Here is a 24,857-nt window from a genome sequence, read left to right as displayed (position 1 = left end):
TCATCAATCTACCAAGTTTTTGTTTTTAGCTACTCCAAAAACCCTTAAGTTGACCAATGCGGCATGCTAAAGGTCCCCGCATTTTTCATCAAGTAATTGAATAGTTTGAGCCTTTACACTTGATACAATTGTGGCAATCATAACCAATATGAAGTAAGTGATTTTCATTTTTGGAGTAGAAAACTAGATATTTAAAAAAATCGGTTATCTATTTTAACTCATAGGAAACGATGGTTTTTGTACAAGATTGAAACGACAGCCCATAGGGCTCTAAACTCTCCCGAAGGGTGTCCAGTGTCTGTGCTTTAAGCCTGAAGGAATAAGAACCTTTATTTTTATCCTCATCAAGATAAAACCTTCCCAACTGACCATACTGGTTAAATTTATTCGCCAAACTGACTAAATCATACCCATCCAAATGAATGTTTGAGCGATTGGACTCGTCCTTTTTGATTACCCCATTTTTAGGGATATAAACATGTCGTTCTAACTTTTGACTGGAAATAACCTTAAGACAATTACCTGATAGTGAGACAGAAGAAATTGTCGCTGAAAAATCTTTATGTTGACCCAATAGGTTCCAGATTTGATCTAAAATAGATTTATCCAGTGCAGTTGTATAGTTGACCCGTAATGTGTAAGAATTTTTATCGAATTTTCTGGAAACTTTAAACTCATAGTCAGGCCAAAGTTTTGTAAAAATTTCCTTTAAAGACCCACCAGCAACCGCAAAACCAGGACCGCTGGATGAACTTAGGTTCTCCACTCCATCCCCCTCATACCGGTGCAATTCAAAACTACCTCCTTGAAGCTTAGCCTCAGTTACCAAAACTTTTTGTGCAGTCAACTCTTGAGCATGACCAATCTTAATCTGCAAGTTCATCAAGAGGAAAACGAATGAATAAAAAAGGAATTTCATAGGATTGTAGTTTTTGGAAAGGTTCTGGATAAGATTCTTTTTTATTAAATTCAAGAAATGCTTCATCAGTCAACAAGAGGTAAACGTAATCCCGATGGACCTGACCCAAGAAGGGAAACTCTATCCCATTGGAGAGCCTGACTTTATCTATCATCAATTTTTTGCCGGTAGGAAGATGATGGATAAGGGTTTTAAGATTGAAATCTTTAATCAAGGAATAAAAACGCCATTTTTCTGATTGGGTTAGGTATAACGGAAAGTAAAGCTTTTCTTCATCTAACTCAACACCAACCTTGGCATCAATTTTCTCTGGCATAACATGTAATCTTTCAATTCCAATTAATTTGCCGCCATTGTCAAATTTGACCAAGCTATCATTTAGCATTCGGCTAAACATAATCTCATTGCCTATAATGGCAAAAGTTTGATTAACCAATACATTAAATTGGTAAGAATTGGTCATGGAAGCAGGGTAAGGAAAATACTTTTTTCGTTCCTCTTGATTGGAAAGTGGAAATGTGAAAATTTGGTGATTCAGGGAAGAGTCCTGATTCAGGGTATTAGGTGTCTGGTAAAGAAAAATCCTGTCATCCAAAACTTCTATCCTAGAGGCATCTACTTTCAAATCCATCGAGGCCACATAAGACCTTTCTTCTAAGTTAAATTCATATACTGTTCCTTTACCATCGCAAAGAATAAATAGTTTATTGCCGGAGATTGAAAAATTCCTCGGATTACAACCCATCAATTCCATATAAATATCAGAATCCATTATAAAAGGCTCGGCGTCTGATTGAGGATAGTGGTAAACCGAAGAACCAACCAGAAAAGTAAAACCTTCTTCTCCAATTTTCCACTGGTCTGTGGTTCCAATAAATGGCATATCGCTGAATTCCAAGACCTCATACTTATTCAATTCAAAGATCTGTGATGGTAGGCTAGTGACAAATTCCGGACTATTTGAACACTGTTTACAAGACACCATTGATAAAAGTAATAAGGAAATGTATGCTTTATTCATGGCACTAAAATTTAAAAAAGGCGACAAAATTAGTTATTTTACCGCCAAACAAGTTACTGAATACTAGCCGCAGAATTTGCAATGCAAGTAGCCGACATAGCATTACAGCAGGCATAAGAACCGGCACCACAGGTTACAGATGGGCCTTCGACTTCCCAAAGAGAAATACCGAGGATTTTCTTTTTGGTCTTAAAAGTACAAGAAGTAGCACCTTCTCCTCCTGCGGCACAGGCAGCAGAAAGATTAGAATAGGACATCAAAAACAATCCTAAACAAAAGAATAACAATATAGTTTTTTTCATTTTTAAGTTTAATTTAGTCGTGGAACATAATTAAGGTTATCTCCCGGGAACAATACAAACTTAACCCCCCCCCCACACATTAAAATTTAGTTAAACTAGATTAAAAAAGAACTTCAACTAGTTGAATAAATCATAGTTTTCTTTCAGTTTTTAACTTGGAAAGGTATTGGGGACTGACGTTGAAGTAGGTAGCAAGATGTTTTTGGGGAATTCTTATCCATAATCCCGGATAAGCTTGTTTAAAGCTTTCCCATTTTTCAAGAAACAACTTCTTCCCATTGATCAATTTCCATTGGAGGTTGTATTGGTATTTTAGCATGGAGATTTCCTTGAAAACATCCAGCACAAGCTGGTGGTCCAAGTCCCGCTCTTGGAAAAAACCCATTGAAAAGCTTATTATTTTACAATCTTCCAATGCTTCAACTGTAAATGAAGACCTGAGATGACTTCCAAAATAAAATCCCGTCAAATAATAATTGCCTTCAAAAATAAACGAATTGGTAAATTCACCCTCACCATCTTGATGATATTCCCTCAAAATTCCAGATTCTATCCAAAACAAATTTGCTAATACCTGTCCCTGTGCAAGCAACAACTGGCCTTTTTTCAACCCAATTACATCCATCCAAGGAGCTGATTGATAATTGGGAAACCTTTTGAACACAAAATCAAAACCTTTCATAACAAAACCAATAAAGCTCAAACTAATATACAGGCTTTAGTTTTAAGAAATAAAGTACATTCGGAATTTTATATCAACACCTGCAACCATTTTGGTATAACTTTTTCATTCAGTTTGTTTTAATATTCCAAAGTATAAACCTTTAGGAAAAACCTGACACTACACTTTAAGCCAATTTCAAGTTTGTTTTAAAAACAGAACTTGAAATTCAATCCGTAAAAGTCTTCCCTTAACCCAAATAACCATTTCGAATGGCTGAACCAAATGCCACCAGCAGCACGGACGAAATCTTACCCATGGGTTTCAACCCTGGGTCCTACAAACAACACCTCTCCCCAATAAGTCCCTTAGGGACGGACGACCATGTACAACACATATGTCTGTTATTTCTACTGTACCATTCACAAGCAATATTCTCCCTAAGTTTACACACTTATCGGGATAGTGTCCTCAATGAATTCTGTTATAAACTAAACCGAAGATACTTTGGTAAAAAACTCTTTGATAGACTGGTTATTGCAAGCATTTGCCCCTACTTGTATACAAGCGGATAATCATATTGTTTTATAAGGCCTCCGGAAGTATCAAAATTTAAAGTACCTTAGCTTTCATAATTACAAGTATTCTAGGTTTCGCTTCTGAATTGGTTTCTATGATAATTTTTCGCTGGAAAATCCCGGGATAATGGGAGGTAAATGAAAATCCAAGTATTTTAGATTCTTTGGGCCCAATTGATCCAATTTCATGATCCAATACAGTACATTCACAATCTGAAAAAGTGCTTAGGATTTTCACATCCATATTCCCAGTGTTTTTTAGGATTATTGAACCGAAAACCTCTTCGCTGGTAGGCACTTCTCCTAAATCAATAAACTTATTTTCAACCTCAAGAACTGATTTGCTTGATTTTCCTTTACACCCAGCAAAAATAATTACCAAGATAATAACAATAAATTGGTATATTTTCATTTCAAAATGGTTTGATTTTCATTTTCAATAAGTATAATGAATTTACAGAATCTATGTCCTTAAACATTTTTCCAAAAAATGACTCTTCCATTTCCCCTTGTTTCCTAAAATATTCTATTGTTTCGGAATTTGAAATAAAAATCAATTCATTCTCTGTATTTAGGATCATAGGGTCACCCACTAATTTGAAAGAAATATCATTTTCAAACCCCTTGGAAAAAGTCTTAAATCCATTACTTACCAAACTATATATGCCATAATAAAGACGGCCATTGAGATAATAAGAAAAGACTAAGTAATTATCATTTTTTAAAAAAACGTTTCCTAAAACACTCACTCCGTTTGCAGGATCCTGAAATAATCCTCCAAAAAGAAATTTTTGAAAATCTCCCCTATTGGCAAAGACGAAATCGTTAACATTGTCAGTTTTGTACTTCAAGAAAAAATCAAGTTTCTCCTGATCAAAAACATAAACTTTGTCATCAAAGGGCAAGGAAAAATAAACCTCATTTCCCTGCTTACTGATAAAACCCGAAAATGGAATTATGGCATTGGATTTACTATGATCATAAGGAAAGAAGGTTTTTGTCTCTCCTGTGCTTATATTATAGTAAAGGACATTCTTGTCCTTGACAAAATCACTAGGATTATGGTTGATATAAAACATGAATTCATTATCAGAAAGCTGTATCATAGAGTTACCAAAAAATTCAATTTTGTAGGAACCTAAAAACTCCAAATCACTAAGGCTGTACTGAAATAATCTGAGATCTGCTGTTGAAAAAATGGTAAGAGTATCTTCCCAAACGGAAAAATCTTTAATACCTTGATATTGTCCAGGGCCTAGGCCCAATTCCCCTATTTTTCCAATAAAGTATCCGTTTGGGTCAAATACCAACAGTAACGATAGATTCTTATCAAACAAAATAAACTTTTGTTTATGTAAAATAATTTTGTCTATCTGACTTACCAATATGGAATCAGGCAACACAAATTCAGTCACCATTAAATCATAAAATAATTCTTGAAGACCTCCCTCCTCTTGTCCCAACTTATCTCTTATGGATACTTGATGAAATAGTTGGTCATCCTTTAGATAATATTGTTCATTTGGGCTTTTGCATGAAGCCAAATAATAAAATAGAAAGATAATAAAATACCCACGAAGCATAATCAATATCTGAATAATTAAAAATCAATAAATGAAAGAGCCTTCATTTAATAAACCAAATAAATCTTCATTTACCAATGAAAGCTCTCTAAAATCAATACTAAGTTTGAGGACCTCCCCCGCACCTGTTAGGAACACAGTTGGTTCTTCCAGTAGTACAGGTATTACCTATTTGAATAATATTTCCATTTGAATCGTGCATTGTACAGACTTCCAGTTCAAATTTACCTCCTGAACTGCCATTAGATGAATATGAAGTAAAATAAAAAATAGATAAAGTCATTATTCCTGAAATTAATAGAAAGGTTAATTTTTTTTTCATTTTTCTTTTGGTTTAAATATGGAACATGATTTTAGTTTATTTGCCAAGAACAATACAAATTTACCCCCCCACATTAAAATTTAGTTAAACTAGATTAAAAAAGAACTTCAACTAGTTGAATAAATCATAGTTTTCTTTTACTGTCGTCCGACTAAAATAAGAAATTTAAAATAAAGTCCTCTAATGAAGTTTTAGAGGTGTTTTTTGTTGAAAGTCAAAAAGCACCCCCTATCCGGAAAGGAATAATTGGGTTTGTACATTTTGGATGTCTTTTTGAAATATACTTTTAAAGTAAGCTTCAGGAAAAAGTAGGAACTTTTCAAGACTGACGTAGGAGCAAAGATTTTTTGCGGCTACCATGACCATGGTCGAGAAGTCTTCAGCCTCTTTTATCCGCTTATGTAGAACTGTAAACAGGAGGTTGAGTATCAATGCCACCCAAATCTGGATTTTGATCCCGTTCTCGCTGTCCGACAAAAAATATCTGAGTTCAAAATTCTGCTTGATCTGCTTGAAAAGCACTTCGATAACCCACCTGTTCTTATAGAGAAGAGCTATGGTTAGGGCATCCAATCCCTTAAGATTGGTGATAAACTCCAGCGTTTCACCGCTTTCAGGGTCAGCATAAACCACCAGTCTGGCTTCAACTGTCCGAGAAACTCCCTTCTCCCTGTAGCTCAGTGAGATAATCTGGTCCTTGATGATGTCCAAGGCATGCGTACAGTCAAACTCACTGACCACTTCATATCTTGCATTGTCTTTTTTTCTGGTCACAAAATATCTGTTTGAACTGTCCCACTTTTCAAAGCAGGAATAGCGGTTATATCCTTTGTCGAAAACAGCTATCCCGTGCTCAGGCAGATCCATCACTTTTAAAAACATATTTTCATTTGTGGCCGCAGAACGGATACATATGAAGTTGGGAACGCCTTCTGCCAGATTCATTTTGGCAAATATCTTGGCACCACCTTTTTTCTTTCCGTTCAGGGGATTGCGTCCGGCCCCTCTGAGGATTTCCTTGAACAGCGTGACCGTTGAGGAATCAAAAACCTCAACACGGCTGAGGTCGACCTCTCCACCGATATCGAGCCAATTTCCTACCAAAGATGCCCTATAGTATGAATACAGCCCTTTGTATAGTTGTTCAAAAACACGATAACTGCGTTTACGGTTTGCATCAGAAAGGGTACTCCTGGCAGGTAGCTGCTTCATTCCAAAAGGAATAAGCTTGGTTATGATCAGGCCGATGTTTTTGCAGACCTCTCTAAGACTGCTGTTTCTGGTCAACACCGCATAAAACATGCAGATGAAGTGATCACTTGTTTTGAGTTTCTTGTAGTACCTATCCGAGTTTTCTTCCTCAACGACCTGATTCAATAGCTCTTTGGGAATAAGAGAGAGGAGTTGAGCGATAATAGGATGCCCAGACAAAAATTTATGCTTAAATTGTGTCACGTTGTTGGTTCTTGGTCGAAACAACAATATGAAAAAGATGGGTAAGCTCCAAAAGGGCTGCCCATCTTTGATTTTTGTACTATTCTAGGATTTTATTTTTTATATTGCCTCAGTTCTCGGACGACAGTAGTTTTCTTTCAGCTTTTAATTTCGAAATATATTGGGGAGTGACGTTGAAGAAGGTAGCAAGATGTTTTTGGGGAATTCTTATCCATAATCCCGGATAAGCTTGTTTAAAGCTTTCCCATTTTTCAAGAAACAACTTCTTCCCATTGATCAATTTCCATTGGAGGTTGTATTGGTATTTTAGCATGGAGATTTCCTTGAAAACATCCAGCACAAGCTGGTGGTCCAAGTCCCGCTCTTGGAAAAAACCCATTGAAAAGCTTATTATTTTACAATCTTCCAATGCTTCAACTGTAAATGAAGACCTGAGATGACTTCCAAAATAAAATCCCGTCAAATAATAATTGCCTTCAAAAATAAACGAATTGGTAAATTCACCCTCACCATCTTGATGATATTCCCTCAAAATTCCAGATTCTATCCAAAACAAATTTGCTAATACCTGTCCCTGTGCAAGCAACAACTGGCCTTTTTTCAACCCAATTACATCCATCCAAGGAGCTGATTGATAATTGGGAAACCTTTTGAACACAAAATCAAAACCTTTCATAAAAATCAATTTAAAAACAAACTAATATATGAAAATTAGTTGAAACAAAAAATTCACAGTCTTACCAAATCTTACTTACAGCCAAACATTTATCTATTCCTAAACAGGAGACCTCTTTACAGATGAAACATATCATTGCTTACCCCAGAATCTCTTACCTGAGTAACTCATTAATTCTTAGCAAGTTTCTCACATTAACGATTTGAAACCAAATTTTCTTCTTACCTTTGCAGCCTAATTCAATTTTACAATGCAGAATATTCGGAATATCGCGATTATCGCTCACGTTGACCACGGTAAGACCACCCTGGTGGACAAAATTATCCATGCCTCCAAAATCTTCCGTGAAAACCAACAGTTTGACGATTTAATCCTGGATAACAACGACTTGGAAAGGGAAAGAGGAATCACCATCCTTTCCAAAAACGTATCCGTAAGATATAAAGACCATAAAATCAATATCATTGATACCCCTGGACACGCTGACTTCGGTGGGGAAGTGGAAAGGGTATTGAAAATGGCCGATGGGGTAATCCTACTAGTGGATGCCTTCGAAGGCCCTATGCCACAGACCCGTTTCGTTTTGGGCAAAGCACTGAATCTTGGTTTGACTCCGATTGTAGTTGTGAACAAAGTGGACAAACCAAACTGCCGTCCGGATGAGGTACATGAGGCGGTTTTTGACCTGATGTTCAACCTGGATGCTACAGAAGAGCAATTGGAATTCCAGACCTTGTACGGTTCTGCCAAACAAAACTGGATGGGACCTGACTGGAAAAACCCAACCGATTCCATACTTCCTCTATTGGATGCCATCATCGAATATATTCCTGCTCCAAAAATCGAGGAAGGTTCTTTGCAAATGCAAATTACTTCGTTGGACTATTCCTCATTCGTGGGACGTATCGCTATCGGAAGAGTTCACAGAGGAAGTATCAAAGAAGGCGCCCAGCTTTCCCTGTGTAAAGCCGATGGCGTAATCAAAAAGGTGCGTGTAAAAGAGTTGCACGTGTTTGAAGGCTTGGGCAAAAACAAGGTATCAGAAGTACATGCAGGAGATATCTGCGCGGTAACAGGCATCGAAGATTTCGAAATCGGTGATACCATTGCAGCTCTGGAAAATCCTGAGCCATTACCAAGAATTGCCATCGATGAGCCTACCATGAACATGCTCTTTACCATCAACAACTCTCCTTTCTTCGGCAAAGAAGGAAAATTCGTGACTTCCCGTCACTTGAGAGACCGTTTGATGAAAGAAACGGAAAAGAATTTGGCCTTAAGAGTAGAACCAACAGACTCAGAAGACAAATTCATAGTTTATGGCCGTGGAATTCTCCACTTGTCAGTCCTAATTGAGACCATGAGAAGAGAAGGTTACGAATTGCAGGTAGGTCAACCTCAAGTAATTTTCAAAGAAATTGACGGGGTACAGTGCGAGCCTATCGAAACTTTGGTAGTGGACGTGCCGGAGGAAACAGCTGGTAAAGTTATCGAACTGGCAACCCAGCGAAAAGGGGAATTGTTGATCATGGAGCCAAAAGGTGACTTGCAACACTTAGAGTTCAAAATCCCTTCCAGAGGTTTGATCGGTTTGAGAAACAACGTATTGACCGCTACCCAAGGGGAAGCGATCATGAACCACCGATTCTCTGCATATGAGCCTTACAAAGGTAACATCCCCGGAAGGATCAATGGCTCTTTGATCTCCATGGAAGGGGGCCCTTGTACTGCTTATGCCATCGATAAATTGCAGGACAGAGGTATTTTCTTCATCGAACCGGGAGACGAACTTTATACAGGACAGGTAATCGGAGAGCACTCCAGGGATAATGACCTCGTGGTCAATGTTCAGAAAGGTAAAAAACTCACCAATATCCGTGCGGCAGGGTCAGATGACAACGTCAGAATAGCCCCTCCAAAAAGATTCTCTTTGGAAGAAGCCATGGAATATATCCAAAAAGACGAATACCTGGAAATCACGCCAAAGTCCATCCGAATGAGAAAAATCTATTTGGATGAGAATGAGAGGGCGAGGATGGCGAAGAAAGATGCGTAAATGAAGTGGGAGATTAGAGGCGAGAGGTTAGAAACTAGAAACAAGAGTCAAGAATCAAGACATAGACCCCGAAGTTGAAAAGACTATCGGGGTCTTTTTTTGACCAACAGAAATGAACCGGCAGAGGAAAAAATGCTATATTTAGCCGAAAAAGTTCTAAAAATCCACCCTAATTACTGAAAAAATTCAGACTTGAATTCAACTTTTACCCCCCTAAATATCAATGCACTAAACCTGTTTTTACTAAATATTTAAATCTTGGTTAAATAAATTTTCGTTGCAAAAGACAACCGATACTAATAATCTCCTGTGTTAAAAAAGTGAATAAACTCGGCAAAAATGAAAAAACCCTTGATTCTTTCCCTATGCATGTTGCTCCAAGCTTTTTTTCTGTGCAGGCCCAAAAAGACAAATTATACCTAAAAGATGAAATCAAGGAGGTCCAAGTGAAAGAAGTGGGTCCAATTTCATCAGGTTCAAATACCCGAATGAAAACGCTGCTTATACAATAAGCAAATATCAGGTGGATAAAATAGTTTTTGCTTCTGGAAGAGAAGAAATCTTTGAATCTCCCTTTAAGCTAGTCAACTCATTCGAAGATTTTGAAAATGTTTATCTTTCCTATTCTCCCCAGGATGTGGAAGGACTAATGTCACTAGGTCAGGTATTTTCAAAAGCTACAGGGGTCACCACACTGCCCAGCATTAACAATGTGAACAACAGGGCTGTAAGAAAAGTGAAAATGGAAGCTGCCATGTTGGGGGGAATATTGTTCTAATTGGCAATACATTCCAAAGGGGCAATCAATACGGCAATGAAAATGTTGCTGGAAATCCCACCATGACCAGTATATCTCCTGACTTCGACACTGGGACACCCAAAATCAAAAACCGAACATTTTTGCGAGTTTTTGTTGACTTTCGTTCAAAAGCAGGGTCTTTCTCAGCTTTTTACCTGAAGATTTGAGCTGTATTTCAACAGTGTAAATCCCTTTTGCTATTTCTATGGCTTTCTGAGGAGAAAGTTTTGATCCTTTTTCCAATAACTGCCTTTCCAGTTCCTTAAACACTTTGTAAGCGACGAATGCGATGCTTATATGTGCTTCGATCCTGCGTTGTTTATAATGGAAAACAGGCCTGACTTTGATTTCATTTTTTGTTATCCTGAAGGCCTTTTCTATTTTCCAAAGGTTGTTGTAATTCTCAATGACCTCGTCTTTGTCAAGGTTTGTGTTGGTAATATACCCTTTGAGACCGTCCCATTTCCCATCCTGTTCAAACTTTTCAATATCAAGTGCAATCTTTACCTCCCCTTCCATTTTAAGATACTTGTTATAGCCCCTGTTGTTGATGTGGCTTTTGTTGAGCTTTCCTGATTTTAACTGTTTCTCGAGCTTTTTAAGACCTTTCTCCCTGTTGATCCTGTCTTTTTTGGCTCTTCTGTCTGAATAACTGACAACCATTCTGAGCCCGTCCTCCCAATCCAGCAGCCTGCTCTCGCCGTTTTCAAGTTCAAAAGCCAATATCCTCTCTTTACTTTTATCAGGGGAAGCTTTCAGCCTTGCTCCCAGAATAAACTCGTAACCGTTGTCCCGTAACTCTTTTACATTGCTTTTTGACAGTAAACCTGAATCGGCAACAACAATCGGAGCAGGTAAGCTATACTTCTTTCTAAAAGCTTCTATCACAGGGATCATCGTATGCCCTTCAAACTTGTTTCCCTCAAAAATCTCATAAGCCAGAGGATATCCCTCTAGTCCAACCAGCAGACCCAAAACAATCTGTGGATTTTGATGCTTTCCCTCCTTGGAAAAACCACTCTTTCTAAGATCATCTTCATGATCCACTTCAAAATAAAGCGTAGTAACATCATAGAAAACGATATTGATACTCCCTCCGAGTATTCTCTTGGTATGTTCAAAGCTGATCAGCTGGACCGTTTCCTTATAGTTGTTGTAAAGCTTGTCCATGTACCTGTAAAGGTCCTGAACCTGGAATTCGAGGCCGTGGTAGGTGAGCAGGTAATCACAGGTTTTCAGCTTGCTGGCAGGAAAACAGATCCTGGAATATACCAGCCACCTGAAGATATCATCTTGGATTGCGCTGAACCCAATATCATTGAAAATCCTGTCCAAAAGCAGCTCGGTACCTGAAACAGTGATGTTTTCAACACTTTCCAGAACAGAATCGGCAATCCGTTCTTCATCACTGAAGGGGATTTCAAGTGCTCCTTTATGGTTTTTTATCCATTCCTCCCCAAGAATAAAAAGTCTTTCAACCTCAGATCGATCAGAACTGCTTCCGATCGTTTTTACAACCTTGCTTTTACCTTTGATCTTCTCAATTACCTGAACACTGATCTTGCCACTTTTATTGGGTTTTCTCCGAACAAACATGCCTAAAAGTACAAAAAACCACCCCGGGACACCCAAATTGAGAATCTGAAAATTATAATGATCTATATTTCAATACTTTATGTAAAAATGGGACTGACGACTGTCGAAGTCAGGAAAAAATGCTATATTTAGCCGAAAAAGTTCTAAAAATCCACCCTAATTACTGAAAAAATTCAGACTTGAATTCAACTTTTACCCCCCTAAATATCAATGCACTAAACCTGTTTTTACTAAATATTTAAATCTTGGTTAAATAAATTTTCGTTGCAAAAGACAACCGATACTAATAATCTCCTGTGTTAAAAAAGTGAATAAACTCGGCAAAAATGAAAAAACCCTTGATTCTTTCCCTATGCATGTTGCTCCAAGCTTTTTTTCTGTGCAGGCCCAAAAAGACAAATTATACCTAAAAGATGAAATCAAGGAGGTCCAAGTGAAAGAAGTGGGTCCAATTTCATCAGGTTCAAATACCCGAATGAAAACGCTGCTTATACAATAAGCAAATATCAGGTGGATAAAATAGTTTTTGCTTCTGGAAGAGAAGAAATCTTTGAATCTCCCTTTAAGCTAGTCAACTCATTCGAAGATTTTGAAAATGTTTATCTTTCCTATTCTCCCCAGGATGTGGAAGGACTAATGTCACTAGGTCAGGTATTTTCAAAAGCTACAGGGGTCACCACACTGCCCAGCATTAACAATGTGAACAACAGGGCTGTAAGAAAAGTGAAAATGGAAGCTGCCATGTTGGGGGGAATATTGTTCTAATTGGCAATACATTCCAAAGGGGCAATCAATACGGCAATGAAAATGTTGCTGGAAATCCCACCATGACCAGTATATCTGGAACTGCTTATACCACTTCTCCCCGCAATTACAATAAAGAAACAGTCAAAGATTTTTTGGTGAATTTTCAATTTGTGTTACTCAAAAAAGGCAAATTGAACCGAAATACATTCGATAAAAAAACTGAAATACAAGAAAGCCATGTTCAAGTCATAAATGCAACGCCTAATTTTTTCATTAGACATTCGATAGGACTAAGATAATTAAACTTTCTTATTGGCCTGTTATTGATTTTGGTTTCTATATTTTGGATCTGTTCCCGAGAGATTTGATTGAGGTCAGTACCCTTTGGCAGGAAAGCCCTGATAAGTCCGATTCTGTTTTCCACTGTTCCTTTATCCTGTGAAGTGTATGGTCTTGTAAAGAATGTTGGGATATTGAATTTATCTCTGATTTTATAATGGTTTGCGAATGCCATATCATTATCGAAAGTGATTGATTTGAAGAACGAAGCACCAATTCTCTGTATTCTCTTTGCTATTTTCTGTTCAATGATATCTGCATTTTTACCATCAAGTTTCTCTATGGTAGTAACCAAGGTTGCCCTGTCCACCAGTACCAAAAGAGCTGATTTGTGGTTTTTCCCCATCATAAGGTCTACTTCAATATCTCCTATCCTTTGTCTTTTTTCAACTACAGGAGGCCTTTGGTCAATTGGAACTCTCTCCCTGATAATTCCTCTGGTATGCCTGTAATTACCTCTCTTACGCTTTCTTTTACCATGCCGGAGATTCTTGTAAAGCTCCCTGTCCCTTCGGTATCTCCAATGGCTACTTTTTTTGGCAGTAAATATCCAGTTGTAGAGTGTCTCATGACAAACCCCTTCTTTACCTTGTTTCTTCCAGGTGACCGATATTAGCTCTGGGCTCAATTTGTCAACAACAAGGAATTTGCGGGCCTCTTCTTTAAGGGACTCGGTAAATTTGATTCGCTTTCTCTTGAGTCTATGTCTTTCGTCTGTACGGTTCTGGGCAACTGCAGCCTTATATTCACCGCTATAACGGCCCCTCTTGCCGGTATTTCTTTGAAGTTCTCTGGATACAGTACTTTTGTTGACACCGATAATCGCAGCGATTTTGGTCTGGGAAGTTCCGTTTCTAAATAAAGCCTCTATTTGGTACCTTTGTTCCTGGCTGAGATGTTTAAATTTATTCATGACAACACTAAATTAATATTTTCAGCCTAAGGGAAGGAACCTAGGTTCCTTCCCTTAAACCCTTAGTGTTGCATTTATGACTTGAATATAGGAAATTTATGACTCAAATATGAATGCTAAACTTTTCAGTTTTGATAAGGTTTATGAAAAGGATGGATTCTTATATGTCAAAGCCAGGAATTTAAGGCCCAAATCAGGTGAACTGAGAGTCCTATTCGCAAATGAAGAAAACATCACATTAGTTGAGCAACATAATAACAGTATTTACAATTATTTCTTGATCAGCGAGAAAGAGCCAAGGGTAATTCAATTGCAAGCTGATAAAGAAAGAAAAGCAGGGGGAAAACTTAATTCATATATTCACAAGCCCTTCAATAAGGGGTTTTTTTCATTTTCCAGGAAAAAGGCTAAATCCCAAACTTCTTTTCATTTGGTCAAAAATGGATTAAATTCGAGGCCTGATTAATTATGGGAATGAAATTTGCCCATATATTCAAAAAAAGCATATGAGATATTTTCTCCTTGTATTGATATTCCTAGCAAACTCATTGAATCCTCTTTTTTCTCAGGATCAACTTAGCGGCTACAATAGGGCAAAAACCTTGATGGGTTATGGAAATTATGCTGATGCAATGAATTTATTGCGCCCTTATATGGATGCCCAGAAATTTGGAAATCTTTCCCAATACGCCACTTATCACTTTGCCAAGTCTGCTTACCATCAAGGTCAATATTTATTAGTGGAATCAGTCCTAAAAGACCTTGCTAACCAAGAAACATGGGGCAATAAAGATAAAGCCAAATATTTGCTTGCCCTTGCTTATTTTCAGGAAGGCAGAAACATTGATGCCTTGGAACTGATAACCAAAATAACAGAACCAAGTGTTAAGGAACAGGCTGAAAATGCCTCCTACAACTTTTTGAAAAATGCCTCTGTTGGTTTTCTGATGGGAAATATCAGGAAATACAATGAAAACAAAGGATTCATGTTGGCCCTAAAAGAGCAGATTGAAAAACAGACCGTCTTGTCCACAGATGAGAGGGCCATTTACAACCAAATCAGAACCATGGATTTTGGTAATAAGGGAGTTGAAAGCATCAATAAAAATTCCCAGGTCCTTGATGTCGCAGTTGTTTTGCCATTTAATTATTCCGGGGGAAAAGGAGTCCAGAATTTGGCCCCTAATAACTTTGTTTTTGAACTTTATCAAGGTATTCAATTCGCGGCTGAAGAATTGAATCGTCAGGGAATGAAAGTTAACCTTAAAAGTTTCGACTCTGAGCGCAACCTTTCAAAACTATCTTCGATTTTGGAAGACCCCTTTCTAAAGCAGGCTGATATTATTATTGGCCCTATTTATCCTGATGAAGTGGAAATGGTGATGGGATTTTCAGAAAGGAACAGCATACCTTTTATCAATCCACTTTCTAATGTAGATGAAAAATATGAGGGGCTTAATTTTGCTTATCTTTTCAGGCCATCCATAAGCGCTTTGTCTGAGGGAATGATTGAATTTGCCAGGAAAAATATTGTGGGAAGAAGGCTGGCTATTGGCTATTCAAACACCACAAGAGATGAACTTTTGGCAAAAAGCATAGCTGAAAAAGCTCAAAGATTCGGCTATTCCATTGTGAGAAATGACCAAATAAACGGCAGGTCCATCCAAGATTTCATGGAAAGGATTCAATTAAAAAATGGTGATCAGGCCAATGCCGATCTGGTTATCATCCTTTCTGATGATCCAAATGTCGCTGCTCCAGCATTTGGCTTTATGGAATCCCAGAATGTCCGAAAACCTGTTTTGGTAATGGACAGCTGGCTGTTTTTCAATTTCGCCAATTATGAAATGCTGGAAGAACAGAATTTCCACTTTGTCAGCAATAACACCGTCCAGTTCGATAAATCAGGACTGGAAAGATTCAGGGAAGATTTTTACTCAAAATACATCAATTACCCCTCTTTTAACGCCCATTTGGGCTATGAACTGATGTACTGGGTTTCTCAAAATATCGGTCCACGGATGGGCTTTAATCTCAGGGAAAACCTAAATAGAAATGGTTTCCAAAATGGAAAAATCACACACGGATTTGACTTCAGAAACAGTAATTCCAATAGGTTTGTGCCGGTTTTAAAACTGGAAAACGGAATGCTTTTGTACAAATAACCCAATAATTCATGCAGATATCAAAAAGTAAAGCCTTATTTGAAAAGGCCAAAAATTATATTCCAGGAGGGGTAAACTCTCCTGTCAGGGCCTTCAGGGCTGTTGGAGGTGATCCGCTTTTTATCAAAAGGGCGGATGGGGCCTTCATTTATGATGAAGATGGCAATGCATTCATAGAATTGATCAACAGCTGGGGACCTATGATCCTAGGACATAACAATCCTATGATCAGGGAAGCCGTTATCAAAGCCATGGAAAATGGCACCTCCTTTGGCGCACCTACGGCCAGAGAGGTTGAAATTGCTGAATTGATCACCTCAATGGTACCCTCTGTCGAAAAGGTCAGAATGGTCAACTCAGGTACTGAAGCTACCATGTCTGCAATAAGGGTAGCGAGAGGATTTACCGGAAGGGATAAGTTCATCAAGATGGAAGGGCATTATCACGGACATGGGGATTCTTTTCTGATTTCTGCAGGATCCGGAGCAGTCACTATGGGAAACCCAGATTCCCCCGGTGTTACAAAAGGAACAGCCAAAGACACTTTATTGGCTCCTTACAATGACCTTGATGCAATAGAAAAGCTTGTGGCTGCCAATAAAGACGAAATAGCAGCCATTATCCTTGAGCCTGTACCCGGAAATATGGGATTGGTAATCCCAAAAGAAGGATACCTTGAAGGGCTTAGAAAAATTTGTGATAGAGAAGGAATTGTGCTGATTTTTGATGAGGTAATGACCGGCTTCCGTCTGGCAAAAGGCGGAGCCCAGGAGTTATTCGGAATCACACCAGATATGACTACACTGGGCAAAATAATCGGCGGGGGATTACCTGTTGGTGCTTATGGAGGCAGAAAAGAAATCATGGATTTTGTATCTCCGGCTGGACCAGTTTATCAGGCTGGAACACTATCCGGTAACCCTATCGCAATGGCAGCCGGCCTTACAATGCTCACTTACCTCAACGAAAATCCTGAAGTTTACCAAGAACTTAACAGGATTGGGGATAAAATTGTAAATGGAATAAAATCTTCCTTAGGAAAACTTGGAATGAACTATACGGTTAATCATTTGGGAAGTATGTACAGCCTTTTCTTTACAGATAAGGATGTTTTTGATTTTGCTTCTGCCAAGCATTCTGACACCGGTCTTTTTGGAAAGTACTTCCAGCGCATGCTTCAAAAAGGCATTTACCTTGCACCATCCCAATTTGAAAGTTTGTTCTTATCCACTGCACTTTCAGATGATCTGATTGATAAAATAATAGCTGCCAATGAGGCTGCACTTATTGAAATACACAGCTAAAAAATATTACCATGAAGTTACGCGTTTACGGAATCAAAAACTGCGACACCATGAAAAAGACCTTTGTTTTCTTAGAAAACAAAGGTCTTGATTATGAATTTATTGACTACAAAAAAAATGCCCCGGACACTGCTCTATTGTCTGGATTTGCCGACAAAGTCGGGTTCGAAAATCTGATCAACAAAAAAGGCACGACCTACCGAAAGTTAGATGACCAGGAGAAAAAAGACCTAGAAACAAAATCCAATGCCATCGCTCTTCTTTCAGAAAAAAGCAGTATGATCAAACGGCCTATTATTGAGTTTCCGGACGGTTCAATACTTTTGGGCTTAAATGAAGAGGAAATAATTAAAAAGGCAGGAAAATAAAGCAAAAAATCGAAGCTTATTCTTCAGACGTTGATTCAATTAATTTTCAAATAACTTCTTTAAATAGTAATGGCATATGAATTAAAATTTGGAAAATAGTTTTAAATTTTCAGAGATAAACTTTATGGAATTAAACAAAAACAGATTATTTTTTCTTGATTGGTTGAGAGTAATTTCAATTTTTCTGGTTTTTCTTCACCATGTGGCCATGCCTTTTAATGGGCAGAGCTGGCTGGCAGATTATCAAGGCAAAAGCGAATCTCTTTATAGCTTTACTGTTTTTTTTGAACAGTGGAGGTTAAATCTTCTGTTTCTTATTTCAGGAGCAGGAACGTATTTGGCCTTTTCAAAGCGTACAGCTTTGCAGTATTTCGGAGAAAGAACACAAAGACTTTTAATACCCTTATATTTTGGCATATTCTTTATTGTGCCTCCGCAAACCTATTACCAATTTTATAATAATTATGATAGTTTTTGGGACTTGTACCCGAACGTATTCTTTGACCGCCAACTTTTACATTTATGGTTTTTGAAGATGTTATATGCTTTTTCGGTTGTCATTATTCCCCTTATTCTATATTTAAAATCGGAAAAAGTTAAACTTTTTAAAACATCACTTTCCAGGCTTCTTGAAAACGCCTGGGCTATCTTTACTTTAGGTCTAATATTTGTCTTAATTGGTGTCATTGCAAAAAAAAATTTCCCAGAAAATCCTGATGCATTTTTAACTAATTATGGAACGAGTGTACCTTTTTTCCTTTATTTCTTGACGGGGATAATACTATCATCTAATCCAAAATCATGGGAGAAATTATTTGAACTTAGAAAGACTTTTCTGTTTTTTGGATTAATTGGAATAGTCTTATTTTATTATTTCTTTTTCGTAAAAGAACATCTCGTTCATTCTGGAAGGTTAACTGAGGATTCAGCTAAATTAATTTGGGACAGTATACGGGGATTTATGGGCTGGTCTGTAATTTTAACAGTGATAAGTTTTGGTGTTAAATACCTAAATAAAACAAATAAGTGGCTTAGACCCCTAAACGAAGGAATTTATCCTTTTTATATCCTGCACCAGACCATAATAATTATAATAGCATTTTACGTAATACAGCTAAACTTAATCTGGCAATTTAAAATACTAATAGTCTTATTTAGCTCATTGTTTTTGTCAATTGGTGTTTATAGATTTTTGATATATCCTATAAAACCCTTGTGGTACTTTTTTGGGTTAAAACCCAATAAAAAAGCTCAAACCAAAAATTCTCTAAAAGAAGTTGTTTAAAAAAATATTAACCAGAAGATTCAAAAAAACAAGACAAGCTAATTAGGGCCTCTTGGAAAATTCCTTCGGAATTAGGGAGTAGAGCTTAAACTAAGTTCTACTTTCTTTTTTTTGGAGACTTTGGGCATTAATTTGCGGTCAATTTGAGTACGGAAAAGTACAATTTAGGCTTCGGTTTTGGATGCGTTGGGCCATGATTTGCAGTATGGGCACACTGCTCCCATGAAGATCTTTTTTGGTGATTTTTATGCTGATCGTTGTAGGGGTGGGCTTTCCTTTGCTGCCCTTCTTTTTGCTATCAGAACCGCATTTGCTGACATAATCCCAAAAAATATCATCAGTTTTTCTCTTTTCTCCCCTTTCACCTTGATTTTGCCAAGCCCATAATGGTTTTTGTTTGTCCCAAAAACACCTTCCATTACAGTAGCTCTCTGTCTGGAGATTTCAGAGCTTAGTACTTTTTCTGCTTTGCTTAATTGTTTGGGGCCTTTTTTTGGGAAGCAGGTGAAGATCTTCTGATGGGTACAGAATACACGGTTTTTGTTTGTTGCATATATTCTGTCCGCTCCAAGCTGTCTGGCAGGACCGAAAAATCTTTTATGCTTTGCTACTGACAGCTTCAGTCTTGTACATTCATTGAATGCATTAAAATCCAGTTTGTCAATAAAAGCAAGACCATCCACCTGTAAGATATGGGCTTTGGCACCAAACTCTACAGGCTTATTCTCCTTCCCTCTCACTATTGGTCGGAGATATGGTTTATGAAGTGACACAATCCTATCCTTGAGTTTGGAAGGAGGATTGTCCAACAGGAACTCCTGTTGCTGACATATCTTTTTTACCACCCCAAACCTTGAAAAGTCTTTCAGATCAAGGCCCGCTCCTTTGTTTTTGTCCAAAACCTCCTGAAGCTGTTCTATGCCTTTGTTGAGAAGATACACCAATGCTTTTCTTCTTCTGAGTGTTTCCTTAAAACTGTTTTTCCTTTTTCTCGAATAAGTCGTTTGGGCGAGTTTCTGCTCCCTGAATTTGGATCTTGGCCTTTTGATACCCAGGTCTGAACAGATCCTGAATAGCTGATCTTCAAAAACCCATTCACAGCACTCCCAAAGAAGCTTTACGTCAGTTGGAAAACGTATGTACGACTCATAGCAGGTGGCATCCATCAGAAGTACATGGCTGTTATTGACATCATGTTTCCAGTGCAGGATAAGAATCTCCTGAAGCTTCTCCCATTCACAATGGGTTTCAATATAAGCCCTTATACGGGTCATAATGGTCATGTCTTTAATCTGCTCATTTTCTGCCAATACTTTCCCGCAGAAATACTGGAGAGACCAGTCAGTATTGAAGCGTTCCAGAAGATGCCGGTCGCTGACATTCAGATATGCTTTTAAAAACATAAGTGCAAACATACCCTTGGGACCAAACCAGCTTGGAGCACCTCTTCCCGAAAGTTCTCTTGGGAGACATGAAACAAGTTCATCCCAAGGGATACTGTCATGAACCTGACCTAACAATGAATTCTTGAAAAAGTGATATTTTGGAGAATATCCATCGAAATCTTTGAAAAGAGGAAGCTGAGCCATATCTTTAATCGTATTTAAGTCTGCAACCTTAAAATACAAAAAAGAAAACCCCGAAAAAAGCTCAAAACAGCCGATTTCGTGGTTTTTGTGTTATGTTTTTGTTATTTATTTAATTGACTTTCAGTCAATTAAGAATTAAACAAGAGACCCTAATTAGCAATAAGACTCAAACACTTCCCCAAAAAAGAGGCCGTCCCTTTTAAAAGACAGCCTCTTTTTATTTTAAACCCATTAAAATGAATAAGTTGGCAAATGCTTTAAAATATCTTCTGTCATTTTCTCCAAATCATACTCATGCTTCCATCCCCAATCTTCCCTGGCCCTGCTGTCATCAATGCTGTCCGGCCAGCTGTCTGCGATAGACTGTCTAAAATCAGGCTCATAACTAATAGTGAAGTCCGGATAGTGTTTTTTGATACTCTCATAAATTTCCTTCGGGGAGAAGCTGATAGCAGCAAGATTATAGCTGGACCTAATTTTAACATTCTCCTCAGGAGCATGCATCAAATCCAAGGTAGCTTTAATGGCATCAGGCATATACATCATAGGGAGGTATGTGTCTTCTTTCAAAAATGAAACAAAATGTTCACCTGCAATGGCTTTGTGATAGATGTCCACTGCATAATCAGTCGTACCTCCACCAGGTAAAGATTTATACCCTATCAATCCTGGATACCTTAAACTCCTTACATCCACTCCATATTTCTGAAAATAGTATTCACACCATCGTTCACCTACCTGTTTGGAAATCCCATAAACGGTATTCGGCTCTTTCACACAAAACTGCGGGGTATTTACTTTGGGCGTATTGGGCCCAAAAACAGCTATTGAAGAAGGCCAGTAAATTTTATCAAGCTTCTCTTCCCTTGCCAATTCCAAAACAAACAGCAAACTGTCCATATTAAGCTGCCATGCAAAAAGTGGATTCTTTTCACCTGTTGCTGACAGAACTGCCGCCAAATGATATATCTGCTTTACATTTTCGGATTTCACAAGACTCCTTACAGTCTTTTTATCCATGACGTCGAGGACCTTTGTTTTACAATAATCAAACTTCTCCAAAGCTTGAGGTTGGATATCGGTAGCAATGACATTTTCGCCGCCATAAATATCTGCAAGTGCCTGCGTCAGCTCAGAACCTAATTGTCCTGCCGCTCCTATGATTAAAACTCTTTCCATCGTAAAAGACAACATCCAAAGGCTTCCCAACCCTTGATGATTTTTGATTATATTTGGGATTGAATGGGGCAAAAATAGTGAATTTCATTTATCAAATTCACTATTATTCCTTAGTGTTTTCAAACCATCCATAAGCTAAGTGTATGTACGATACTTTAAAACCCAAATTACAAGAAGAGTTAAAAGAAATTGAAGCCGCAGGTCTGTTCAAAAGAGAAAGAATCATCACTTCTCCGCAAGCTGCGGAAATAACCATCTCAGGAGGCAAAAAAGTTCTCAATTTTTGTGCGAACAACTACTTGGGACTTTCCTCTCACCCAAAAGTTATCGAAGCCGCAAAAAAGACTATTGACACCCATGGTTTCGGTATGTCTTCTGTACGATTTATCTGTGGAACCCAAGACATCCATAAAGAACTCGAAGAAAAAATATCCAAATTCCTGGGAACGGAAGATACCATTCTGTATGCTGCGGCTTTTGATGCCAATGGAGGTGTATTCGAACCCTTATTTGGTGCAGAGGATGCCATTATCTCTGATGCCCTTAACCATGCTTCCATAATAGACGGAGTAAGGCTTTGTAAGGCTATGCGCTTCCGCTATAAGCACAATAATATGGAAGACTTGGAAGCCCAACTAAAGGAAGCAGACGCCAAAGGAGCCCAACAAAAGATCATCGTAACAGATGGGGTTTTCTCCATGGACGGCACTATTGCCCAGTTGGACAAAATTGTAGGCCTAGCGGAGAAATACAAGGCCTTAGTGATGTCTGATGAATGTCATTCAACAGGCTTTATGGGAAAAACCGGCAGGGGTGTCCATGAATATCGTGATGTGATGGGCAAGATTGATATCATCACAGGAACTTTGGGCAAGGCCTTAGGAGGAGCTTCCGGTGGTTTTACCTCTGGCCGTAAAGAAATCATTGAAATGCTCAGGCAAAGATCAAGGCCTTACCTTTTTTCCAATACCCTCGCTCCATCCATTGTTGGAGCTTCCATCGCCGTTTTTGATCTTTTGAGTGAGACTACAGAACTGAGAGACAAGCTGGAAGACAACACCAAATATTTCAGGGCCAAAATGACTGAGGCAGGATTTGACATCAAACCAGGTGAACATGCCATTGTCCCAATCATGCTATATGATGCGGTTCTTTCTCAGAAAATGGCAGAAAAATTACTTGAAAAGGGAATTTATGTGATTGGATTCTACTATCCTGTGGTTCCAAAGGGTGAAGCAAGGATTAGGGTACAAATATCTGCAGGACATGAAAAGCATCACCTGGACAAAGCAATTCAAGCATTCATTGAAGTAGGGAAGGAACTGGGGGTTATAAAATAAAAATTAAATAAGAGCATAAACTTAAAAAAGCCGCTGAAAAAATCCAGCGGCTTTTATTTTTAGATGTGCATAAAAAAAGGGCTTAAAAGCCCTTTTACATTTAATTTTATCCAAGTTTGAATCGGATTGGAAGTCTCATCCTTACCCTTACCGGACGTCCCCTTTGCTTTCCTGGAGTCCACTTAGGTGCATTGGAAACTACCCTCAATGCTTCCTCGTCACATCCACCTCCGATACCTCTCAGGATTTCAACATCCTGAATAGACCCATCGGTGTTTACTACGAATACCACATAAACTGTACCTTCTATACCCATCCTTCTTGCCTGGGTAGGATATTTAAGGTTCTTCCTCAAATATTCGTTCCAAGCTTCCATTCCTCCTGGGAATTCTGGAGAGTTTTCCACAACGTCAAAGATCTCATCTGCCTTTTCAACCACAGGTGCATCAGCGATGACAACTTCTCTGATTACAGTTTCCTCTTTTACATCCAAGTCAAAATCAACTTCGATTTTTTCCTCGATTTCCACTTCATCAGGAACTTCCTGAATGATAGGCTGCTCGATTGGAGGTGGTGGCGGTGGTGGCTGTTCGGTAATAGGAATATCCAATAGTTCCTCGAAATCATCGGCAACCTGTCCCAAATCTTTCAAAGGTCCGACATCGTAGGACTTATATTCGAAAGCGAAGAGAACCAGGCCGACGCTCACAAGGAGACCAAGGTTCAGGAACATCCCTGATTTTTTGGTCAAATCCGCTTTTGGCGTCTTTTTAGCTTCCATGGTTGTACTTTTATAAAGGTTAATAAATTTTGCATTCTAAGGAATAACAATCTTAGCCAATTATTTTTATTTATACAAGAGAACTTTTCGCCTTGTATAAAATAATAAAACCGCTAAAACCAATTAAACCTCCAAAGAGATTTGCCAGGATATCCTCCAACTCAAATGACCGGTTAGGAACAAACATTTGCAAATACTCTATAAATATAGGAAAAAAAATTGAAAATACTAACATGTTAGTCAATAGTTTTCCCCATTTGATACATTTTTTTTCATCCAAAGTCCCAACCCGGGCCCATAGAAAGGTCAATACCGAAAAGCAACTAAAATGAATCAGCTTATCGGCAAACGGAAATAAGGGTACTTTTGGCAGATTATTGCCCGGGGTCAACAAAGCTACTGATACAAACAGCAACCATAACAAAGCCGGTAATAACCTGTATTTGTTCAAAACGATCAAGCTCCTACCAGCTCCGCATATTCCGCCGCAGAAAGCAGATCATCCGGAAGGTCTCCTGTTAATTTCACTTTAATCATCCATCCTTCTCCATAAGGAGAATCATTTACGAGTTCTGGAGAGGATTCCAATTCTTCATTGAACTCCAGGATTTCACCCTCCACAGGCATAAATAGATCCGAAACTGTCTTAACAGCTTCCACTGTGCCAAAAACCTCACCTGCACTGATGGTCTCTCCAACAGTCTCTACTTCTACATAGACAATATCGCCAAGTTCTCTTTGGGCAAATTCAGTAATCCCGATGGTGGCAATACCATCTTCAATCCTTACCCACTCGTGGTCTTTGGTGTACTTAAGTTCTTCTGGAAAGTTCATATTTGAGTTTGTTTAAGGTCGTCAAAAATACAAGGATTCATTAAA

At 38.3% G+C, this 24,857-nt stretch carries 25 protein-coding genes and 1 pseudogene; 10 read left to right on the top strand and 16 right to left on the bottom strand.

The features are described 5' to 3' along the window. Nucleotides 1-208 precede the first annotated feature (208 nt). The 4 genes from BC751_RS08510 to BC751_RS08495 form a co-directional block, all read right to left on the bottom strand. Nucleotides 209-919, bottom strand: coding sequence for a hypothetical protein (locus BC751_RS08510; RefSeq protein WP_130275175.1), 711 nt, complete (start codon nt 917-919; stop codon nt 209-211). After that, nucleotides 867-1,835, bottom strand: coding sequence for a hypothetical protein (locus tag BC751_RS08505; RefSeq protein ID WP_130275174.1), 969 nt, complete (start codon nt 1,833-1,835; stop codon nt 867-869). The genes BC751_RS08510 and BC751_RS08505 overlap by 53 nt, the downstream gene beginning before the upstream one ends. A 158-nt stretch (nt 1,836-1,993) precedes the next feature. Next, complete coding sequence (locus BC751_RS08500) at nt 1,994-2,242, bottom strand: hypothetical protein (protein ID WP_130275173.1); 249 nt, start codon at nt 2,240-2,242, stop codon at nt 1,994-1,996. A gap of 130 nt (nt 2,243-2,372) precedes the next feature. Further along, nucleotides 2,373-2,924 (bottom strand): Crp/Fnr family transcriptional regulator, encoded by a 552-nt coding sequence (locus BC751_RS08495; RefSeq protein WP_130275172.1) that lies wholly within the window; start codon nt 2,922-2,924, stop codon nt 2,373-2,375. Nucleotides 2,925-3,367: 443 nt separating this feature from the next. Between BC751_RS08495 and BC751_RS08490 the strand changes: the two are divergent. Next, nucleotides 3,368-3,478: pseudogene (locus tag BC751_RS08490) on the top strand (IS1595 family transposase); the annotation flags it as partial. 37 nt (nt 3,479-3,515) lie between these two features. Here the strand turns inward: BC751_RS08490 and BC751_RS08485 are convergent. The 5 genes from BC751_RS08485 to BC751_RS08465 form a co-directional block, all read right to left on the bottom strand. Then, nucleotides 3,516-3,893 (bottom strand): Ig-like domain-containing protein, encoded by a 378-nt coding sequence (locus tag BC751_RS08485; RefSeq protein ID WP_106567108.1) that lies wholly within the window; start codon nt 3,891-3,893, stop codon nt 3,516-3,518. A 1-nt stretch (nt 3,894) separates the two neighbouring features. Beyond that, complete coding sequence (locus BC751_RS08480; RefSeq protein ID WP_130275171.1) at nt 3,895-5,064, bottom strand: 6-bladed beta-propeller; 1,170 nt, start codon at nt 5,062-5,064, stop codon at nt 3,895-3,897. Nucleotides 5,065-5,164: 100 nt separating this feature from the next. Next, the gene (locus tag BC751_RS08475) at nt 5,165-5,386 is read right to left on the bottom strand and encodes a hypothetical protein (protein ID WP_130275170.1); all 222 of its coding nucleotides are present in this window, start codon (nt 5,384-5,386) and stop codon (nt 5,165-5,167) included. A gap of 228 nt (nt 5,387-5,614) precedes the next feature. After that, a complete protein-coding gene (locus BC751_RS08470; protein ID WP_130273774.1) occupies nt 5,615-6,841 on the bottom strand; it encodes an IS4 family transposase in 1,227 nt (408 codons plus the stop codon). Nucleotides 6,842-6,950: 109 nt separating this feature from the next. Further along, entirely contained in the window at nt 6,951-7,517 is a 567-nt protein-coding gene (locus tag BC751_RS08465; protein WP_130275169.1) for a Crp/Fnr family transcriptional regulator, read from the bottom strand. A gap of 250 nt (nt 7,518-7,767) precedes the next feature. Between BC751_RS08465 and typA the strand changes: the two genes are divergently transcribed. After that, nucleotides 7,768-9,573, top strand: a complete 1,806-nt coding sequence (gene typA / locus BC751_RS08460) for a translational GTPase TypA (RefSeq protein WP_130275168.1) — start codon at nt 7,768-7,770, stop codon at nt 9,571-9,573. 523 nt (nt 9,574-10,096) lie between these two features. Further along, nucleotides 10,097-10,351 (top strand): hypothetical protein, encoded by a 255-nt coding sequence (locus BC751_RS08455; RefSeq protein WP_130275167.1) that lies wholly within the window; start codon nt 10,097-10,099, stop codon nt 10,349-10,351. A gap of 105 nt (nt 10,352-10,456) precedes the next feature. Here BC751_RS08455 and BC751_RS08450 read toward each other — a convergent pair whose 3' ends face one another. Then, a complete protein-coding gene (locus tag BC751_RS08450; RefSeq protein WP_130273763.1) occupies nt 10,457-11,968 on the bottom strand; it encodes an IS1634 family transposase in 1,512 nt (503 codons plus the stop codon). 510 nt (nt 11,969-12,478) lie between these two features. Between BC751_RS08450 and BC751_RS08445 the strand changes: the two genes are divergently transcribed. Further along, nucleotides 12,479-12,733 (top strand): hypothetical protein, encoded by a 255-nt coding sequence (locus tag BC751_RS08445; protein ID WP_130275167.1) that lies wholly within the window; start codon nt 12,479-12,481, stop codon nt 12,731-12,733. A gap of 223 nt (nt 12,734-12,956) precedes the next feature. Here the strand turns inward: BC751_RS08445 and BC751_RS08440 are convergent, their stop codons facing one another. After that, a complete protein-coding gene (locus tag BC751_RS08440) occupies nt 12,957-13,967 on the bottom strand; it encodes an IS30 family transposase (RefSeq protein ID WP_130273814.1) in 1,011 nt (336 codons plus the stop codon). Nucleotides 13,968-14,076: 109 nt separating this feature from the next. On the opposite strand from BC751_RS08440, the gene BC751_RS08435 reads away from it, so the two are divergent. The 5 genes from BC751_RS08435 to BC751_RS08415 all read left to right on the top strand — a co-directional run bounded on the left by BC751_RS08435 (nt 14,077) and on the right by BC751_RS08415 (nt 19,089). Next, entirely contained in the window at nt 14,077-14,433 is a 357-nt protein-coding gene (locus BC751_RS08435; protein ID WP_130275166.1) for a hypothetical protein, read from the top strand. A gap of 40 nt (nt 14,434-14,473) precedes the next feature. Next, nucleotides 14,474-16,132: an ABC transporter substrate-binding protein gene (locus tag BC751_RS08430; RefSeq protein WP_130275165.1), complete on the top strand. Its 1,659-nt coding sequence runs from the start codon at nt 14,474-14,476 to the stop codon at nt 16,130-16,132. A gap of 11 nt (nt 16,133-16,143) precedes the next feature. Then, nucleotides 16,144-17,436 (top strand): glutamate-1-semialdehyde 2,1-aminomutase, encoded by a 1,293-nt coding sequence (gene hemL / locus BC751_RS08425; protein WP_130275164.1) that lies wholly within the window; start codon nt 16,144-16,146, stop codon nt 17,434-17,436. An 11-nt stretch (nt 17,437-17,447) separates the two neighbouring features. Continuing rightward, nucleotides 17,448-17,804, top strand: coding sequence for a Spx/MgsR family RNA polymerase-binding regulatory protein (locus BC751_RS08420; RefSeq protein WP_130275163.1), 357 nt, complete (start codon nt 17,448-17,450; stop codon nt 17,802-17,804). Between the two features lie 124 nt (nt 17,805-17,928). After that, complete coding sequence (locus BC751_RS08415) at nt 17,929-19,089, top strand: acyltransferase family protein (protein WP_130275162.1); 1,161 nt, start codon at nt 17,929-17,931, stop codon at nt 19,087-19,089. A gap of 245 nt (nt 19,090-19,334) precedes the next feature. On the opposite strand, the gene BC751_RS08410 is transcribed toward BC751_RS08415, so the two are convergent. Both BC751_RS08410 and BC751_RS08405 read right to left on the bottom strand, forming a co-directional pair. Further along, entirely contained in the window at nt 19,335-20,678 is a 1,344-nt protein-coding gene (locus BC751_RS08410; protein ID WP_242617407.1) for a transposase, read from the bottom strand. Between the two features lie 231 nt (nt 20,679-20,909). Then, nucleotides 20,910-21,857 carry an NAD-dependent epimerase/dehydratase family protein gene (locus BC751_RS08405; protein WP_130275161.1) on the bottom strand — a complete coding sequence of 316 codons (948 nt, stop codon included), beginning with the start codon at nt 21,855-21,857 and terminating at the stop codon, nt 20,910-20,912. A 143-nt stretch (nt 21,858-22,000) separates the two neighbouring features. Here BC751_RS08405 and kbl point away from each other — a divergent pair, with 143 nt between their 5' ends. After that, the gene (kbl, locus tag BC751_RS08400) at nt 22,001-23,197 is read left to right on the top strand and encodes a glycine C-acetyltransferase (protein ID WP_130275160.1); all 1,197 of its coding nucleotides are present in this window, start codon (nt 22,001-22,003) and stop codon (nt 23,195-23,197) included. Nucleotides 23,198-23,303: 106 nt separating this feature from the next. Here the strand turns inward: kbl and BC751_RS08395 are convergent, their stop codons facing one another. The 3 genes from BC751_RS08395 to gcvH form a co-directional block, all read right to left on the bottom strand. Then, nucleotides 23,304-23,978, bottom strand: a complete 675-nt coding sequence (locus BC751_RS08395) for an energy transducer TonB (RefSeq protein WP_130275159.1) — start codon at nt 23,976-23,978, stop codon at nt 23,304-23,306. A gap of 70 nt (nt 23,979-24,048) precedes the next feature. Continuing rightward, entirely contained in the window at nt 24,049-24,369 is a 321-nt protein-coding gene (locus BC751_RS08390; protein WP_278043601.1) for a VanZ family protein, read from the bottom strand. Between the two features lie 65 nt (nt 24,370-24,434). Further along, on the bottom strand, nt 24,435-24,812 hold the full coding sequence (gcvH, locus tag BC751_RS08385; RefSeq protein WP_130275158.1) for a glycine cleavage system protein GcvH: 378 nt from the start codon (nt 24,810-24,812) through the stop codon (nt 24,435-24,437). Nucleotides 24,813-24,857: the final 45 nt, after the last annotated feature.

This window comes from Cecembia calidifontis (genome assembly GCF_004216715.1).
In the GTDB taxonomy this organism is placed as follows: domain Bacteria; phylum Bacteroidota; class Bacteroidia; order Cytophagales; family Cyclobacteriaceae; genus Cecembia_A; species Cecembia_A calidifontis.
This window is presented reverse-complemented; position numbering and strand designations above follow the sequence as displayed.

Bases quoted from the DNA above. Each gene is read 5' to 3' on its own strand.
- BC751_RS08510 (WP_130275175.1), bottom strand. From the start codon at position 919: ATGAAATTCCTTTTTTATTCATTCGTTTTCCTCTTGATGAACTTGCAG.
- BC751_RS08500 (WP_130275173.1), bottom strand. From the start codon at position 2,242: ATGAAAAAAACTATATTGTTATTCTTTTGTTTAGGATTGTTTTTGATG.
- BC751_RS08495 (WP_130275172.1), bottom strand. From the start codon at position 2,924: ATGAAAGGTTTTGATTTTGTGTTCAAAAGGTTTCCCAATTATCAATCA.
- BC751_RS08485 (WP_106567108.1), bottom strand. From the start codon at position 3,893: ATGAAAATATACCAATTTATTGTTATTATCTTGGTAATTATTTTTGCT.
- BC751_RS08480 (WP_130275171.1), bottom strand. From the start codon at position 5,064: ATGCTTCGTGGGTATTTTATTATCTTTCTATTTTATTATTTGGCTTCA.
- BC751_RS08475 (WP_130275170.1), bottom strand. From the start codon at position 5,386: ATGAAAAAAAAATTAACCTTTCTATTAATTTCAGGAATAATGACTTTA.
- BC751_RS08465 (WP_130275169.1), bottom strand. From the start codon at position 7,517: ATGAAAGGTTTTGATTTTGTGTTCAAAAGGTTTCCCAATTATCAATCA.
- typA (WP_130275168.1), top strand. From the start codon at position 7,768: ATGCAGAATATTCGGAATATCGCGATTATCGCTCACGTTGACCACGGT.
- BC751_RS08450 (WP_130273763.1), bottom strand. From the start codon at position 11,968: ATGTTTGTTCGGAGAAAACCCAATAAAAGTGGCAAGATCAGTGTTCAG.
- BC751_RS08440 (WP_130273814.1), bottom strand. From the start codon at position 13,967: ATGAATAAATTTAAACATCTCAGCCAGGAACAAAGGTACCAAATAGAG.
- BC751_RS08435 (WP_130275166.1), top strand. From the start codon at position 14,077: ATGAATGCTAAACTTTTCAGTTTTGATAAGGTTTATGAAAAGGATGGA.
- BC751_RS08430 (WP_130275165.1), top strand. From the start codon at position 14,474: ATGAGATATTTTCTCCTTGTATTGATATTCCTAGCAAACTCATTGAAT.
- hemL (WP_130275164.1), top strand. From the start codon at position 16,144: ATGCAGATATCAAAAAGTAAAGCCTTATTTGAAAAGGCCAAAAATTAT.
- BC751_RS08420 (WP_130275163.1), top strand. From the start codon at position 17,448: ATGAAGTTACGCGTTTACGGAATCAAAAACTGCGACACCATGAAAAAG.
- BC751_RS08415 (WP_130275162.1), top strand. From the start codon at position 17,929: ATGGAATTAAACAAAAACAGATTATTTTTTCTTGATTGGTTGAGAGTA.
- BC751_RS08410 (WP_242617407.1), bottom strand. From the start codon at position 20,678: ATGGCTCAGCTTCCTCTTTTCAAAGATTTCGATGGATATTCTCCAAAA.
- BC751_RS08405 (WP_130275161.1), bottom strand. From the start codon at position 21,857: ATGGAAAGAGTTTTAATCATAGGAGCGGCAGGACAATTAGGTTCTGAG.
- kbl (WP_130275160.1), top strand. From the start codon at position 22,001: ATGTACGATACTTTAAAACCCAAATTACAAGAAGAGTTAAAAGAAATT.
- BC751_RS08395 (WP_130275159.1), bottom strand. From the start codon at position 23,978: ATGGAAGCTAAAAAGACGCCAAAAGCGGATTTGACCAAAAAATCAGGG.
- gcvH (WP_130275158.1), bottom strand. From the start codon at position 24,812: ATGAACTTTCCAGAAGAACTTAAGTACACCAAAGACCACGAGTGGGTA.